Below are 16,521 nucleotides of genomic sequence, written 5' to 3'. Positions count from 1 at the left end.
GGGCGGCGGGCGGCGCGTACGGGTGGCATCCGTCGCGTACGACACCCGCCACCGTCGGGGCCCGGCCGGGCCCCGACGGCGCGCGGTACCGTCTGACCTGCGACGACGCGGAGGGAGCGCAGCATGACCGAGGGACGTACGGACAGCCGGCCGGCGGACGGCACCGAGTCGCACGACCCGGACTTCCCCGAGGCGTTCCTGGCGTTCATGCGGCGGGGCTGGCGGGACACCACCCTGCCGGTCGGCCCGCGACCCGAGGTGCCGAACCACGCCAAGCGACGGGCCGCGCTCTCGGCGGCCTTCCCGGGCGAGACCCTGGTGATCCCCACCGGTGGCGAGAAGGTACGCGCCAACGACACCGACCACCCGTTCCGCCCGGGCAGCGACTTCGCCTACCTGACCGGCGACCACGACCCGGACGGCGTGCTCGTGCTGCGGCCGAACGGGTCGGGCCACGACGCCACCCTGTACATGCGGCCCCGCTCGTCGCGACGCACCGACGAGTTCTTCCGCAGCCGGCACGGCGAGCTGTGGGTCGGCCGGCGGCACACCCTGGCCGAGAAGTCGACCGAGCTGGGCCTGCCGACGGCGGACCTGACCGAGCTGGACGCGACGCTGGCCGACCTGGCGCCGGGGCGCACCCGGGTGCTGCGCGGCTTCGACGCGCGGGTGGACACGGCCGTGCGCCCGTACGACGGCCACCGCGCCGAGGGCCAGCCGGCCCGCGACCGGGAGCTGGCGATCGCCATCGCGGAGCTGAAGCTGGTCAAGGACGAGTGGGAGATCGCCCAGCTCCAGGACGCGGTCGACGCGACCGTCCGGGGCTTCGAAGACGTGGCCCGGGCGCTGCCGGCGGACCGGGGCGTGTCGGAGCGGCTGTTGGAGGGGATCTTCGCGCTGCGCGCCCGGCACGACGGCAACGACGTCGGCTACGGCTCGATCGTCGGCGCTGGCGAGCACGCCACGATCCTGCACTGGGTGCACAACCACGGCACGACGCGGCCGGGCGAGCTGCTGCTGATGGACATGGGCGTGGAGAACCGCAACCTCTACACCGCCGACGTGACGCGGGTGCTGCCGGTCGACGGCCGGTTCACCCCGCTCCAGCGCCAGGTCTACGACGCCGTGCACGCCGCGCAGCAGGCCGGCATCGACGCCATCCGGCCCGGCGTGGCGTTCCGGGAGGTCCACCTGGCCTCGATGCGGGTGCTCGCCCAGGCGCTGTCCGACCTGGGTCTGCTGCCGGGGAGCGTCGACGAGGCCATGGACGGCAGGTCGACGGTGTACCGGCGCTGGACGTTGCACGGCACCAGCCACATGCTCGGCATCGACGTGCACGACTGCGCGAACGCCCGCAAGGAGAAGTACCGGGACGGCACGCTGGGCGAGGGCTACGTGCTCACCGTCGAGCCCGGGCTCTACTTCCAGCCGGAGGACGAGCTGGTTCCCGAGGAGCTGCGCGGGATCGGCGTCCGGATCGAGGACGACATCCTGGTCACCGCGACCGGCGCGGTGAACCTCTCCGCGGGGCTGCCGCGCGCCGCCGACGAGGTGGAGAGCTGGCTGGCCGAGCAGCGCGAGGCCGGTCCGCGCCTGCCGGGCTGATCCCGGTACGACCACACGACGGGACCCGCCGCCACCGGCGGCGGGTCCCGTCGTCGTTTGCGCTGCTCAGCCCCTTCCTGCCCGGACCGGCCGGGTTGACGCGTCACGCCCAGAGTGAGGGGAATACGGGCTTTTCTCGGATTAGCGCATCTCGCGAGGATCCTTCTCATACGGTGGCTATCAGAGGCTACAAACCCATTTGTGGCTGGTCGCGCCGCTTCGGGTGGTGCGACCCCGTCTGGCAGCAGGAAAGGGCGGAAGGCTCTGATGTCCAATGACGTAACGACTCCCGACGGTGGCGCCCCCACGGGCGCACCGACCCGAGGTCGGCGCAAACTCTGGGTGGCTGCGGGCGTTGCCGGCCTGACCGGCGTGGTCGGCCTGGCGGCACTGGGCGGCCTGGCCGCCCGCGATGACAAGTCCGGCGGCGCGGACCGGCTGTCGGACGCGCAGGCGTCGTCCCTGCGGCAGAACGTCAGCGACGCCGGCACGGCCGACCCGGGCTCCGGCGAGAAGGACGACAAGAGGGGTGACCACGACGCCCGCGGTGGCGGCCAGGACGACTGGCAGGGCCACGACGCCCGTGGTGGCAAGGACGACTGGCAGGGCAAGGACGGCAAGGACGGCAAGGACTGGCAGGGCAAGGACGGCCGTGACGGCAAGGACAAGGACGACCGCGACGGCAAGGACGCCAAGGAACTGCCCTGTGACACCGACGTGCTGGTCGAGGCGGTGAACAGGGCCACCGAGGACAACGGTGGGGTGTTCAAGCTGGCCAAGGACTGCACGTACAAGTTCACCGAGCAGACCGCCAACAACGCCTTCCCCGTCATCGACCAGCGCATCACGATCCTGGGCAACAACTCGACGCTGTTCCACGACGGCAGCGAGCTGTTCCGGTTCTTCACCGTCGCCTCCGGCGGCGACCTCACGCTGAAGGACCTCACCCTCAAGGGCGGCCAGGTCACCGCGCCCCCGCCGCCGCCAAGCGGCGCCAACGGCGGCGCCCTGCTCGTGCAGGAGGGCGGCGAGGCCACCCTGAAGCACACCAAGCTGATCGACAACCGGGCCACCGGCGTCGGCACCGAAGGCAACGGCGGCGCCATCGCCAACTTCGGCAAGGTCGAGATCGACAAGAGCATCCTCGCCAACAACCACGCCCGCGGCGTCGGCAACGGCGGCAACGGCGGCGCCATCTACAACGAAGGCGAACTGACCGTCCACGACACCCGCATCGACGAGAACACCGCCACCGGCAACAGCGCGGTCAGCGGCAACGGCGGCGGCATCGCCAACGAAGGCGACGGCATCACCACCATCGCCTACAGCCAGATCACCAACAACAAGGCCAGCAACGACGGCGGCGGCATCAACAGCGAAAACGACGCCCGCCTCACCGTCACCCGCACCAAGATCGCCCACAACACCGCCTGCGACGACGGCGGCGGCATCCACAACGACGGCGACTCCACCATGCTGCTGGAATACGTCATCGTCACCGGCAACAAGGCCACCGACGACGGCGGCGGCGTCTTCCACGACAGCGACAACATCGCCACCATCAAGCACGCCGTCTTCACCGACAACACCGCCGGCGACAACGGCGGCGGCCTGTTCAACGGCGACACCCTCAACCTCTACGACAGCGAGTTCAAGGGCAACCACGCCGAACAGGGCGGCGCCATCTACAACGACAACAACGCCACCCTCACCATCCGCAACAGCAAGATCGTCGGCAACTTCGCCGCCGAAACCGCCGGCGCGGGCGGCATCTTCAACACCAACAACGCCACCGTCACCCTCGACAACAAGACCATCATCAAGAAGAACGAACCCCGCAACTGCACCAACGTCACCGGCTGCGCCAACTGAACCACCACATAACGAAGGGATCCCTTCCCCCGGGCACGAGGGAAGGGATCCCTTCCGTGCTGGCGCGGTCCAGGACGATCCCGCGCCGACGCGGTCCAGGACGATCCCGCAGCCCGTCCGGGGCGCCGACCGTCGGGATCGGGTCGGCAGGCGCCAGCGCGGGTTTTCCGGACCGGTTGCGCCGACCCGTGGCGCAAGCCGCCGGTTCGGCACGACTGCGGGGCCTGACTCCTCGCCGTCCGGACCGTCCCGCCCTGATCCGTGTTACCCCTAACGTGGGCTTCTTTCGGATATGGCCGTGAAGAGAAAAAGATTCTCATACGGTGGGCCTCAGTAGCTACAACCGATTTGTAGCCAGGGCAGCCCGCGGTGCCGGAGCGGCCCTGTCTGGTACGAGGAGAGAGCAGAGAGCTCCGATGTCCAACTACCTTCGCAAGAACGCCGAGAACACCGCGCCGAAGAGCCGGCGCAAGCTGTGGCTCGCCACCGGCGTCGCCGGGCTGACCGGCGTGGTCAGCCTCGCCGGCGTCGCCGCCGCGAGCAGCGCGGGCGCCGTCGGGGTCGACCGTCTCGCCGACCTGAAGTGGTCCACGGCCGAGCAGGTCGCCAAGGACGACGTCGCGGGTCGCGACGACCGTGCGGGCGAGACCGGCAAGGGCCAGGAGGGCCACGACGCCCGTGGTGGCAAGGACGACTGGCAGGGCAAGGACTGGCAGGGCAAGGACGGCAAGGACGGCAAGGACTGGCAGGGCAAGGACGGCCGTGACGGCAAGGACAAGGACGACCGCGACGGCAAGGACGCCAAGGAACTGCCCTGTGACACCGACGTGCTGGTCGAGGCGGTGAACAGGGCCACCGAGGACAACGGTGGGGTGTTCAAGCTGGCCAAGGACTGCACGTACAAGTTCACCGAGCAGACCGCCAACAACGCCTTCCCCGTCATCGACCAGCGCATCACGATCCTGGGCAACAACTCGACGCTGTTCCACGACGGCAGCGAGCTGTTCCGGTTCTTCACCGTCGCCTCCGGCGGCGACCTCACGCTGAAGGACCTCACCCTCAAGGGCGGCCAGGTCACCGCGCCCCCGCCGCCGCCAAGCCGCGCCAACGGCGGCGCCCTGCTCGTGCAGGAGGGCGGCGAGGCCCCCCTGAAGCACACCAAGCTGATCGACAACCGGGCCACCGGCGTCGGCACCGAAGGCAACGGCGGCGCCATCGCCAACTTCGGCAAGGTCGAGATCGACAAGAGCATCCTCGCCAACAACCACGCCCGCGGCGTCGGCAACGGCGGCAACGGCGGCGCCATCTACAACGAAGGCGAACTGACCGTCCACGACACCCGCATCGACGAGAACACCGCCACCGGCAACAGCGCGGTCAGCGGCAACGGCGGCGGCATCGCCAACGAAGGCGACGGCATCACCACCATCGCCTACAGCCAGATCACCAACAACAAGGCCAGCAACGACGGCGGCGGCATCAACAGCGAAAACGACGCCCGCCTCACCGTCACCCGCACCAAGATCGCCCACAACACCGCCTGCGACGACGGCGGCGGCATCCACAACGACGGCGACTCCACCATGCTGCTGGAATACGTCATCGTCACCGGCAACAAGGCCACCGACGACGGCGGCGGCGTCTTCCACGACAGCGACAACATCGCCACCATCAAGCACGCCGTCTTCACCGACAACACCGCCGGCGACAACGGCGGCGGCCTGTTCAACGGCGACACCCTCAACCTCTACGACAGCGAGTTCAAGGGCAACCACGCCGAACAGGGCGGCGCCATCTACAACGACAACAACGCCACCCTCACCATCCGCAACAGCAAGATCGTCGGCAACTTCGCCGCCGAAACCGCCGGCGCGGGCGGCATCTTCAACACCAACAACGCCACCGTCACCCTCGACAACAAGACCATCATCAAGAAGAACGAACCCCGCAACTGCACCAACGTCACCGGCTGCGCCAACTGACGACAGCCACGCGGCACCGGCCGCAACGGGCGTCGGCTGACGCAGAGAACGGTCCGGCCCCCTTCCGCACGGCGGAAGGGGGCCGGACACGTGTGACACCTACCGCTGCACGAACACCGCCACGCTGCGGGCCGGCACGGTGAACGTGCCGCTGGCCCGGTCGAACGAGGCCGTCCGCAGCGCCTCGTCCGCCGAGGTCCGCAGCACCGGATGCAGCGCGACGTCCGCCCCGCGCAGCCCGGTCAGCCGCTGCGTCGCCGCGCCGCCGGTGGCGTTGAAGACCACCGTCACCGACGTCCACCGCCCGTCGAGGCCCCGACCGTCCAGCGTCATCGTGAGCACGCCGGGGGTCTCCCCCGCCCCGGAGAGCGGGAAGGCGACCCGCTTCTGCACCTGCTCCGCCGTGGTCAGCCCGAAGACCGGCGAGGAGGCCCGGATCTTCAGCAGTTCGGCGTAACGGGCGTCGGCCAGGTCGATCGCCGCGCAGTCCGGCACCAGCGCCGGGTCGGCCAGCAGCGGTTTGGCGTACGGCCACTTGTCGCGGTTGTCCTGCTCGGGCGGCAGGCCGGCGCCGAAGCCGTTGCCCTGGGCGCAGTCCCAGCGGATCTGGTTGAACCAGTCACCCGAGTTGTACGAGTTGCGGTCCAGCGACTTCGAGCGCAGCCGCTCGGTGCCGGTGGTGGCGAACCCGGGCCCCTGCCCCATCACCACCGTGCTCAGCGCCAGCACCTGCATCCGGGCCCGGTCCGCCGCCGGGGTGTCCTGCGGCAGCTTGTACGCCAGCGCGTCGTACAGGATCTCGTTGTCGTGCGCGTCGACGTAGGTCACCGCCTCCCCAGGCGCGGCGGTGTAGCCGGCGGGCGAGCCGTTGTAGTCGACCTGCGCCCCGGTCACCTGCCGGCCCGACGAGTCGGTGAACCGGTACCCGCGCAGGTTGCCGGTGAGCCCCACCTTGATCAGGTCGTGCTGGTGCAGCAGGCGGGCCCGCTGCTCGGCCGTGGACCCGTTCACGTCGTCGCCGTTGGGGTCGGTGAACAGGCCGGAGGCGAAGCCCTGCACCCGGGGGTTGGCGTCGAAGGGCCCGCCACCGCGTACCGCGTCGCGCAGCCGGTCGTTGAACGTGCCGATCCCGGTGCCGGCCATGTTGGCCTGGGTGGCCTGCACGAACCGGGCGTCGTCGGCGACCTCGCCGAAGTTCCAGCCCTCGCCGTAGAGCAGGATCTTCTTCCCGTCCACGCCGTCGCGGGCGACGGTCAGCTCGTCGAGCGCCTTGCGGACGGCGAGGATGTTCGCCTTCGGGTGGTGGCCCATCAGGTCGAAGCGGAAACCGTCCACCTTGTACGCCCTGGCCCAGGTGACCAGCGAGTCCACCACGAGCTTGCCCATCATGGCGTGCTCGGGGGCGGTGTTGGCGCAGCAGGTCGAGTTGGCGACGCTGCCGTCGTCCAGCAACCGGTGGTAGTAGCCGGGCACGATCTGGTCGAGCACCGACTTCGGGTCGGCGCCCGCCGCCGAGGTGTGGTTGTAGACGACGTCCATCACCACGCGCAGCCCGGCGCCGTTGACGCCGGCCACCATCCGCCGGAACTCGGTGGTGCGCTTCGCGCCGGCCGGGTCGACGGCGTAGCCGCCCTCCGGCACGGTGTAGTGCAGCGGGTCGTACCCCCAGTTGTAGCCGTCGGTGTCGGCCACGGCCGCGACGCACTTCTGCTGCTGCTCGGAGTCCGGCGGCAGCGCGGCCAGGTCGCAGGCCGGCTGCCGCTGGTCGGCGCGCCGCTCGGGGATCGTGGCGAAGTCGAACGCGGGCAGCAGGTGCAGGTGGGTCACCCCGGCGTCGCCGAGCGCCTTCAGGTGCTTCATGCCGGCGGTGCCCGGGTCGGTGAAGGCGAGGTAGGTGCCCCGCCGCTCCGCCGGCACGGTGCTGTCGGCGATCGAAAAGTCCCGCACGGACAACTCGGAGATCTGCACCTTCGTCGACGGCACCGCCGCCGGCTTGCGCAGCGAGGCCCACCCGGCCGGCGCGAGCGTCGGGTCGGCCAGGTCCACGATCTGGCTGTGCGTGGAGTCCGGCGCGAGCGCCAGCGAGTACGGGTCGGTCACGGCGGCGGTGGCCATCTTCTGCGTCGCCGGCTGCCACGCCTGGACCTGGTAGCGGTAGTACCGCCCGGTCCAGTCGCGGGAGCCGCGCACCGACCAGACGCCGGTGCGGTCGTCGCGGCGCATCGCCACCGTCCGCGGCGTCGCGGTCGGCGAGTCGAAGAGCTGCAACGACACCTGCCGCGCCGTCGGCGCCCAGAGCGCCAGCGTCGGCACCCCGCCGGCGAAGGTCGGCCCGAGCCGCGCGCCGGTGGCGCGGGCGTAGACGTCGTCGAGCACGCCGGGGATCTGCACGCCGGTCGCGGCGAGCAGGGCGCCCGCCGCGTCCCGCTCGGTCACCAGGAGCTGCCCGCGCAGGGCCGCCGGTACCTTCGCCAGGTCCCGCCGGTCGAGCGTGAAGGCGCCGTGCGCCCACAGGTGCGGGAAGGCCGCGCGCTGGGCCTCGGTGAGCCCGTTGCGCTGCGCGGTCAACGGCAGCGTCGTGTACGTCCCGACCAGCTCGCCGTCGGCGACGGTCACCCCGCCGGCCGGGGCGGCGACCAGGGCGTACGTCCTGCCGTCGGTGGGCCCGGCCTGCCAGGCGACGGTCGAGCGGTCGATCCAGTGCGCCTTCTGCTTCGTGATGTCGACGTCGCCTGCGGCGCCGGAGGCGGTGGACGGCAGCAGCCGCCCGGGCGTGCCGGCGAGCAGCCACACCTCGCGCCCGGCCTCGGCGAAGTCGAGTCGCTGGTCGGTCGGCAGGTCCTTCTCGTCCCCCTTGTGGATGATGTAGCTCAGCCCGGTCGCCCCGGCGGCCAGCGGCACCCGGAAGACCGCGCCGAAGGCGTCGATCCGGGCCGGGGCGAGCGGAGCAGCCCAGTCCGTCGGGTTGGCGGCGCCGTCCCACAGGTGCAGGCCCCAGCCGTCGTAGTTGCCGTCGGCGCGGCGGTAGTGGATGAGGGCGGTGCCGTCCTCCACCGGCGGGTCGGGTTCGCCGGTGGCGGCCTGCCGGCTCGGGTACGTCGCCGGGTCGCCCTGCTTGACCCAGACCTCGCCGGTCTTCGTCACGTCGATCGTCCGATCCTGTTCCACGTCCTTGTTCCCGGACCTGTCGACCACCAGGAAGCCGACCGACTTCGCGCCCGGCTTGAGCTTCACCCAGGCGAACCGGCCGTAGGAGTCCTCGCCGGCGAACGGCTGGCCCTTGGGCCACTCGGTGGCGTACGCGGGGTCGATGTCGCCCCAGGCGTAGAGGCCCCAGTCGTCGTAGCCGCCGGCGGGGCGCTGGTAGTGCACCACGGCCCACTCGCGGGAGGCGGACTGCGCCGGGGTGCCCACGGTCGCGGTGGACCGGGCGGTCGCGGTGCGGCCCTTCCCGTCGCGGACGACGGCCTTGTACTCGACCTTCGTGCCGCCGGCCAGCCCGGTCAGGTCGTGGTGCACCGTGTACGGGGCCCGGTCGGCGCTGCCGAGCAGCGTCCACCTGCCGCCGGCGACCCGGGCGGCGACGGTGACGGTGGCCAGCGGGTCGCCGGTGACCTGCGCGGTGACGGCGGCCTTCGTGGCGACGGGCTCGCCGGGCGCCGGGGCGGTGATCGTGATCCGGGGCGCGGCGTCGGGCGACGCGATCGGGGTGCCGGCGCGGTGCACCACGGCCGACAGCGGCGGCACGGTCAGCGTGAGTTTGCCGTCCGCGCCCGCGACCGGGGCCGCCGATGCGCCGTAGACGCCGGTGAAGGTGGCGCCGGCCGACCAGGTGTCCACGGTGACAGTCTGCGCCGTCGCGGCGTTGTTCACCGCGACGACGTACTCGGTGCGCTGCTTCGGGTCGATGCGGGAGAACGCGAAGACGCCGGGGCCGTCGGCGGCGTACCGGCCGACCTGCACGCCGTCGCGCAGCGCCGGGTGCGCCTGACGCAACGCGCCCAGCTCGGCGATGGCCCGGTAGAGCGGGTGGGTGCGGTCGAACTGGTCGCTGGCGTGCGTACGGTCGGTGCCGAGCAGGTCGTCGTCGAGGTAGTCGGGGGTCTTCGAGGCGAACATGTCCTGCCGGGCGTCCTTGTCGCCGCCCGGGCCGGTGAAGCCCTGCTCGTCGCCGGAGTAGACCACCGGCTGGCCACGGGTGAGGAACATCAGCTCGTGTGCGAGCTGGTCGCGGCGCAGGTGGGTCGCCGGGTCGGTGCCGCCGCCGGCGATGAACGAGCCGATCCGGCCCATGTCGTGGTTGCCGAGGAAGGTGGTCAGCCGGCCCGCGTCGGTGTCCCGGGCACGGTAGAGGTCGTCGCGGGCGTACACGTCGGCGAGCGCCCTGGCGGAGCCGTCGCCGGCGGTGTAGCCGCGCGCCGCCTCCTGGAAGGCGAAGTCGAGGGTGGCCGGCAGGCCGCCGCGCCGCACGTACGTCGAGGTGATCTCCGGGTCGGCGCTGTAGACCTCGCCGAACATGAAGAAGTCCTTCTTGCCGGCGCGGGCGGCGGCGCGCTCGACGCCCTGGCTGAACTGCGGCCAGAATTCGAGGTTGGCGTGCTTGACGGTGTCCAGCCGGAAGCCGTCGACGCCGGTGGAGGCCACCCAGTCGGAGTAGACCTTGGTCAGGCCGCGCACCACCTCGGGGCGCTCGGTCCACAGGTCGTCGAGGCCGAAGAAGTCGCCGTACTCGCTGTTCTCCCCGGCGAAGGTGGAGTCGCCCCGGTTGTGGTACATCGTCGGGTCGTTGAGCCACGCCGGGACCTTGACCTTCGCGTCGGCCGGGTTCGCGAACGTCGGGGTGTACGGGAACGACGTGGTGTCCACCTTCGGGAAGCCCCGGCTGCCGTCGGCGTAGTTGCGGTCCTCGAAGGGGCGCCCCTGCGCGTCGGTGTACGGGGAGGTGGCCTTGTCCACGTAGCTGTACTTGTCCTCGGCGTACTTGATGACGTCGGCGGTGTGGTTGACGATGACGTCGAGGTAGACCTTGATCCCCCGCCGGTGCGCCAGCGCGACCAGCCGCTTCAGGTCCTCCCTGGTGCCGAAGTGCGGGTCGACCTGGGTGAAGTCGGTGATCCAGTAGCCGTGGTAGCCGGCGGAGACGTCGGCTCCGGTGCCCTGCACCGGGCGGTTCTTGAAGATGGGCGCGAGCCAGATGGCCGTCGTGCCGAGCCCCTCGATGTAGTCGAGCCGGTCCATGACGCCCTTGAGGTCGCCGCCGTGGTAGAAGCCCTTGTCCTTCGGGTCGAGGCCGGTGGAGAGGCGGTCCCCGGTGAGGCCGCCGGTGTCGTTGCGCCGGTCGCCGTTGGCGAACCGGTCCGGCAGGACGAAGTAGAACTGCTCGGCGCGGGCCTGGCGGCTGCCGGCGGCGAGCAGCGCCTCCGCCGAGGGTTCGGTGCGCCACTGCGCGGCGCCGGTGGTGACCAGCGGGCCGGTGCCGTCGGGGGCGTCGGCGCCGAGCTGGCGCACGGCCAGCGGGGTGCCGACGAGGGTGAGGGTGAGCAGGGAGACGAGGGCGAGCAGGGCCTTGCGCGGTATCGGCGGGGGTTTCATCGACGCCTTCCTCTGGTCGCTGACTGGCCCGCACGCTAGCTCTTGCCGAAACGTTCTGCAATACCTTGCAAACAAAGTCGTAACACGGCAGGACGCTTGCAAAAGGAACGGCCCGGCGGGTTCGCGCCGGGCCGTACGGGAAGAGGATGGGCTAGACGCGGCAGGCGCCGCCCTCGACCGTGCAGCTCGCCGGGCGGCTCTGCGTGCCCTGGACGTAGAACCGCAGCGTGGCCGACGCGCCCCCGGGCAGGTCATCGCCGCTGCGGTAGGTGAAACCGTCGTCGATCCGCTGCGCCGTCCCCTGTGGCGCGCCCTCGATCCACGCGCTGCCCAGCCGCGCTCCCGGGAAGGTCAGTCGCGCCGTCCAGCCCCGTCCGGTCGACGACGTGTTGTTGACCAGCACCTCCCCGACGAACCCGTCCGCGTACGACTCCACCACCCGGTACCGGCCCGTCAGCGGGGACGCCGACGACGACGGCGGCGCGATCAGCGCAGTCTCCTCGCTCCCGCTGGGGGTCGGGGACGGCGGGGCGCTGCTGCGGGCGGGCGTGGACCGCGTCGGGGTGGGCCGGACGGTGGAGCGGCCGGACGACGTGGCCGGCGCCCGGGACGAGCGCGTGGCCGTCGGGCTGGTCGCCGACGGCTGCGGGTCGGTCAGGCCGACGGTCGGCAGCGGCGGGCCGGGCTGCGCGTCGAACGCGGGGCCGCGCCCCCGGTAGGTGCCGAGCGCGATGGCCAGCAGGACCACCATCACCGCGACGCCGACGGACACCACGATCCACGGCGAGGACGCGATGGCGGTCGTGCCGTAGGACTTGCTCGACGTTCGGCGCGTGCCGGACATGCCCCTCCTCCCGCGGTCCTCCCGGGCAGCGTAGCGGTCCGTGGCGACCTGGTGCGACCGTCCGCGCGCGGCGCGTACCGGCATCGCGTGGGCGGGATCGCCGCCGTCGGAGGGTGCCGCGGTCCTGCCGTGGTCAGGCGGTCCGCAGGACCGTGCAGATGACCGGGCCGTCGTCGGTGGAGCGCAGCAGGTAGCGGTAGCGCTCGCCGGGGACCGCCCGGCCCTGGCTGTCCAGGAACTCCCACTCCACGGCCACCATGGTCAGCAGCGCCGACACCGGGTGCACGTCCTCGATGGCCGCGTGCGCCGCGACCAGCTCGCGCTCCTGGTAGTCGGGGGCCGCGCCCACGAAGGACAGTGCCACCGCCGCCGGCGAGGTGAACGAGAAGCTGTACGTGTCGGCCACCACCATCCCGGGCAGGGCGTAACAGCCGGCGATGGCGGCCACGTCGCCGGTGGTCAGCGCCACGCCGTACCGGTCGAAGAAGTCGGTCAGCGTGTCCAGATCGGTGGGGGCTCTCACGGGGACAGCAATTGCCGGCCGGACGGCGGGCCAAACCTCAGCGCGGCGGGATGCGCACCTCGATCTCCGCCCCGAGCCGGGCGCCACCCGCGAGGCCGAGGTCGTCGCCGCTCCAGAACCGGCCCGGGTCGTACCAGTTGGGACGCCGCCCGGCCGGCAGCAGCCCCATCGCCTCGTAGGTCACCGCGACCACCTCCGCGCAGTACGCCGTCTCCAGTGCGCGGTCGCGCACGGCGAGACCGGCGCGGTCGGACTCGGCCGCCCCGGCGCGGTCGGGCGCCGGGCCGCCGGGGCGGTCCCCCGCCCGGCCGGGCAGGGCCGGCAGCCGCACCGCCGGGACCCGGCCCCGCAGCCAGCGCCAGGCGAGCTGGGCGGTGGACGGGAACGGGGTGCCGTCCAGGCGCGCGACGGTGCGCAGCACCGCCTTCTCCATCTCCGCGTCGGCCGGCGGGTCGAGCTGGCGCAGCCAGCCCCGCTGGCCGTACCGGTTGGCCCAGACGCAGACCGCGTCGCGCAGGTCGTGCAGCTGCACGCCGCGCTGGTGGGTGCCCGTCCACATGTCGGGCAGCGACCTGCCCAGCTCGGCGTGCCACATCAGGGGCGGCATATCGTCCAGCACGACCGCCATGCCGACGTGGTTCACCGGGCTGTTGGTGGTGAACTGGATGGCCCGGTCGGGCACGCTGCGGCCCCGGAACACCCACACGTCGCCGGTACGGGTCAGGTCCACGGCCTCGTCCAGGCTGATGCTCATGGGGGTCTACCCTAGGCCGATGCGGCAACGGATGCGGTGGTGGAAGGTGCTCGGGCTGGCGGGCCTCGCCGGCGTGGCGGCGTCGGGCGTGGTCATCGCCCGGGCCGAGCGGCGGCGCCGGGCGTACACCCCGGAGGAGATCCGGGCCCGGCTGCGCGACCGGCACGCGGAGGCGACGGCGCCCGCCGACGACGCGCGCTGAACGCCGTCGGCGTCAGTCGACGTCGTGGTGGTTGCGTTCCCAGCGCCCGCCGACGGGCGGGGTGTCGAGCCGCACGGCTCCGGCGGCGTTGCCGGCGAGGTCGTTGTCCTCGACGCGGCAGGACAGGCAGCTGCCCGCCGGGGTTATCCAGATCCCGTAGGTCTGGGTCTGCTCGTCGCGGTGGTCCCAGATCCGGTTGCCCCGCACGGTGGCCGAGTCGAACGGCGCGTTGACGGTGATGCCGGCCCGGATCGGCGGGGCCGCCGGCAGTTCGTACGCCGCTCCGGGCGGCGGCGTGTCCTCGTTCCAGCCGGTGGGGGAATCCGCCCGCACCTCGGCGAGGGTGAGGACGGTGTCGGTGTTGGACACCACCACCGCCGTGCGTGACCCGACCCGCACCGCCTTGCCCCGGTGCCCGTCGTGCGGCCAGTGCGCCCCCAGGTCGGTGACGGACCGGTGGTGGTAGCGCACCGACTCGCCACTGCCGGTGGCGGCGGGGGCGCACCGCCGGCCGTTGTTGCGGATCCGGTTGTTCACCACGATCGCGTCGGTCATCGGCCGGTCGATCCGGATGGCGTCCAGGCCGTTGTCCCAGAACTCGTTGCCGTCGACGACCACGTCCGCCGCCGCGCCCCGGTAGCCGTGCCCCAGGTCGTGCTCGTGGTAGCCGTGCGCCCCGTTGGCGCTGATCCGGTTCCCGCGCACCGCGTACGGGCCGGGCGTGTTGCCCATGCTGATCCCGTCGCCGACGTTGCGGTCGATGACGCAGTCGCTGACGATGCCGCCCCGGCCGGCGACGCCCGCCGTGCCGTTGCCGGAGACGTCGAAGCCCGCCTCCAGGTTGCCGGTGAGGGTGCAGGCGGAGACGATCAGGCCGTCGGCGCCCCAGTCGGAGATGCCGAAGCGGTTCGCCTGGCTGTGGCAGCCGATGATGCGGTAGCCGCGCGGCGGCGTCCAGTAGTCCTTCTGCAGTTCGAGGAAGATCCCGTTGGTGCCGTTGCCGAGGGCGGTGCAGTTGGCGATCGTGAGGCGCTCCACGTCGCCCCACCCGCCGATGCCGACGCCGATGCCCGCGCCGCCCATCTCCTCGCCGTTGTCCAGCCGTCCGCAACCGACCACGACGACGCCGTCGATCAGGCTGTCCTGGAGGAAGTCGCAGCCGAGGCCAGTGGCGCCGGTGTGGTGGATGTAGAGGTTGCGGAAGACGCCGCGCACCACGTACTGGAGGCCGAGCCCCTTGGCGAGGTAGTTGTACTCGACCATCGCCACGCCGGAGCCGTCGATCTCGAAGTCCGCGAAGGTGCAGTCGGCGATGTGCCGGTCGCGGCTCGCGCCGTGCTGAACCGTGGTCCAGAACGCCAGCGGCGTCGGGTCCGCCCGGTTTCCCTCGTTGCTGAGCAGGAACCGCGTCGTCCCCGGTCCCGCGCCGATCAGCGACACCCCGCTGCGCCACACCGTGCCGGCGTCCCGGATCGAGTAGATCCCCGGCGGGCAGTAGATGACCCGGGCCCGCCCGTCGGCGGCGTAGCCCTCGCCGAGGCGGTCGACCAGGGCCGACAGCGCCGGCTGGTCGTTCGTCACGCCGTCGCCGCGCAGCCCGAACTCCCGCGCGTCGCACCACAGGGGCGCGCCGGCGACCGGGGTGAGCCGCTGCGCGGCGGTGGACAGGCCCTGGCGCGGCATCCGACCCTCCTCTGCGACGTACGGTCGTTCACCTGCGACCGGCGCATTCCCGCCGCACCCGGCCGGAAACGCGCTACCCGGCCGGCGTGGGCCGCTCCGACGCGGTCGCCGGGGAGCCGGGCTCCGCGCCGGTGCCGGTCGTCGCGCCGCTGCGGCGCACCGCCTCCGCCAGCGCCCCGGCGGTACGCCCCACGAGCGCGCCGCCGTCGTCGAGCAGCAGCAGGGGCCGCTGGATCAGCTCGGGGGCGGCCACCATCGCCGCGATCCAGCGCGGCTCGGCCGCCTCGTCGCGCGGCCAGTCGGCCATGCCGAGGGCCACCGCGGCGGGCTCCTGCGTGCGGCAGACGTCCCAGGGGCGCGCGTCGAGCCGGCGCAGCACCTCGGTCAGCTCCGCCGCGCTCGGCGGCCGGTCCAGGTACGGGCGCAGCGCGTAGCCGACCCCCGCCTCGTCGAGCGCGGTACGGGCGGCGGCGCACTTCGAGCAGGACGGGTTGTTCCAGATCTCCATGCCGGCCATGGTCGCAGCTACCCAGCCTTTGCTCGGCCCGCCCCCGCCTCCACTCCGCCCTCTCCGCGAGCCGTCCGAGTGCGCCGCCTGCCACCGACTTGCCACCGTCGCCCGCCGGCTCTCCGCCCTGTCCACCACGCTCCGCAGCAACGCCCCCGCCGCCTCCGGATGCTCGCCAAACGTGATCAGGACCCCGTGGACCTCAAACCGGGCAGATAACGTCCATGGGGCCCTGATCACGAATGCGCTCGCGCCTCGCGCCTGCCGCGCGAAGCCGGCGCCGCCCAGCAGCAGCACGCCCCTGCGGCGTTCGGCGCGCTGTCCGTGGTGTCGTGCCGGCTCTGGCACCCGGCCGACGAGTGCACCGGCCGCCCCGGCGGATGTGCGATTCGGGCACGGTGTCCGGTTCGGGGCAGCCCGCTCGGACGGCCCATCCGGTTTGCACGGGTCTGCGGTGGCGGGCGCCACCGGCCCGGCCGGCATGGGTCGGGGGCCCGGGTCGTTGTAACCATCGTGAACGCGTAACCCCCCGGGGCCCCGGCGGTCGGGGCGACGGTCGGAATGCCGGCCGGGCCCGCGTCGTTACATCCCCGGGACGCGCCCCACCGCCTCAGCGAGGGCGTACCCCTGGTTCGACCTTTCTCATCCGTGGCGCACCCGCCCCCCTTTGGTGTGTGTCGCGTGCCCCCGATCGAAAGGTGCAGACGAATCATGCGTACCGACATGCTGCGTAAGACCGCTCTGACCGCTGCCGGGCTCGCCTTCACCGGTGGCGCCATCGCCGGCCCCGTCACCACCGCCTACGCCGCCCCCGCCGACACCAAGCCCGCCCCGGCCACCGGCCAGGACCGCAAGGGCGGTGAGCGTGAGCTGGGCGTGCGCTACGAAGCCCAGCCCAACTTCTACTACTGCGGCCCCGCCGCCGCCCGCAACGCCCTCAGCGTCCAGGGCAAGAA

The 16,521-nt window shown here is 72.3% G+C and carries 10 protein-coding genes and 1 pseudogene; 5 read left to right on the top strand and 6 right to left on the bottom strand.

Annotated elements, in window-relative coordinates; genetic code table 11:
* Positions 1-123: 123 nt before the first annotated feature.
* The 3 genes from AB0883_RS19955 to AB0883_RS19945 all read left to right on the top strand — a co-directional run bounded on the left by AB0883_RS19955 (position 124) and on the right by AB0883_RS19945 (position 5,459).
* A complete protein-coding gene (locus AB0883_RS19955) occupies positions 124-1,605 on the top strand; it encodes an aminopeptidase P family protein (protein WP_366642675.1) in 1,482 nt (493 codons plus the stop codon).
* A gap of 342 nt (positions 1,606-1,947) precedes the next feature.
* Positions 1,948-3,477: a hypothetical protein gene (locus AB0883_RS19950; RefSeq protein WP_366642674.1), complete on the top strand. Its 1,530-nt coding sequence runs from the start codon at positions 1,948-1,950 to the stop codon at positions 3,475-3,477.
* Positions 3,478-3,893: 416 nt separating this feature from the next.
* Positions 3,894-5,459, top strand: coding sequence for a hypothetical protein (locus AB0883_RS19945; RefSeq protein WP_366642673.1), 1,566 nt, complete (start codon positions 3,894-3,896; stop codon positions 5,457-5,459).
* 99 nt (positions 5,460-5,558) lie between these two features.
* Here AB0883_RS19945 and pulA read toward each other — a convergent pair whose 3' ends face one another.
* From pulA to AB0883_RS19925, 4 genes are all read right to left on the bottom strand, one after another.
* Entirely contained in the window at positions 5,559-11,051 is a 5,493-nt protein-coding gene (pulA, locus tag AB0883_RS19940) for a pullulanase-type alpha-1,6-glucosidase (protein WP_366642672.1), read from the bottom strand.
* Between the two features lie 151 nt (positions 11,052-11,202).
* Positions 11,203-11,895, bottom strand: coding sequence for a cellulose binding domain-containing protein (locus tag AB0883_RS19935; RefSeq protein WP_366642671.1), 693 nt, complete (start codon positions 11,893-11,895; stop codon positions 11,203-11,205).
* A 133-nt stretch (positions 11,896-12,028) separates the two neighbouring features.
* Positions 12,029-12,418: a hypothetical protein gene (locus tag AB0883_RS19930; protein ID WP_366642670.1), complete on the bottom strand. Its 390-nt coding sequence runs from the start codon at positions 12,416-12,418 to the stop codon at positions 12,029-12,031.
* Positions 12,419-12,455: 37 nt separating this feature from the next.
* A complete protein-coding gene (locus AB0883_RS19925) occupies positions 12,456-13,172 on the bottom strand; it encodes a hypothetical protein (protein WP_366642669.1) in 717 nt (238 codons plus the stop codon).
* Positions 13,173-13,191: 19 nt separating this feature from the next.
* On the opposite strand from AB0883_RS19925, the gene AB0883_RS19920 reads away from it, so the two are divergent.
* Positions 13,192-13,374 (top strand): hypothetical protein, encoded by a 183-nt coding sequence (locus AB0883_RS19920; RefSeq protein ID WP_091630004.1) that lies wholly within the window; start codon positions 13,192-13,194, stop codon positions 13,372-13,374.
* A gap of 12 nt (positions 13,375-13,386) precedes the next feature.
* Here the strand turns inward: AB0883_RS19920 and AB0883_RS19915 are convergent, their stop codons facing one another.
* Both AB0883_RS19915 and AB0883_RS19910 read right to left on the bottom strand, forming a co-directional pair.
* Complete coding sequence (locus AB0883_RS19915) at positions 13,387-15,057, bottom strand: right-handed parallel beta-helix repeat-containing protein (RefSeq protein WP_366642668.1); 1,671 nt, start codon at positions 15,055-15,057, stop codon at positions 13,387-13,389.
* 73 nt (positions 15,058-15,130) lie between these two features.
* The gene (locus tag AB0883_RS19910) at positions 15,131-15,565 is read right to left on the bottom strand and encodes an ArsC/Spx/MgsR family protein (RefSeq protein WP_366642667.1); all 435 of its coding nucleotides are present in this window, start codon (positions 15,563-15,565) and stop codon (positions 15,131-15,133) included.
* Positions 15,566-16,276: 711 nt separating this feature from the next.
* Here AB0883_RS19910 and AB0883_RS19905 point away from each other — a divergent pair.
* Positions 16,277-16,521 (top strand): annotated as a pseudogene (locus tag AB0883_RS19905) (phytochelatin synthase); the annotation flags it as partial.

This window comes from Micromonospora sp. NPDC047812 (assembly GCF_040704175.1).
In the GTDB taxonomy this organism is placed as follows: domain Bacteria; phylum Actinomycetota; class Actinomycetes; order Mycobacteriales; family Micromonosporaceae; genus Micromonospora.
The sequence above is the reverse complement of the archived record's forward strand: the minus strand, read 5'-3'. Positions and strand labels throughout refer to the sequence as shown.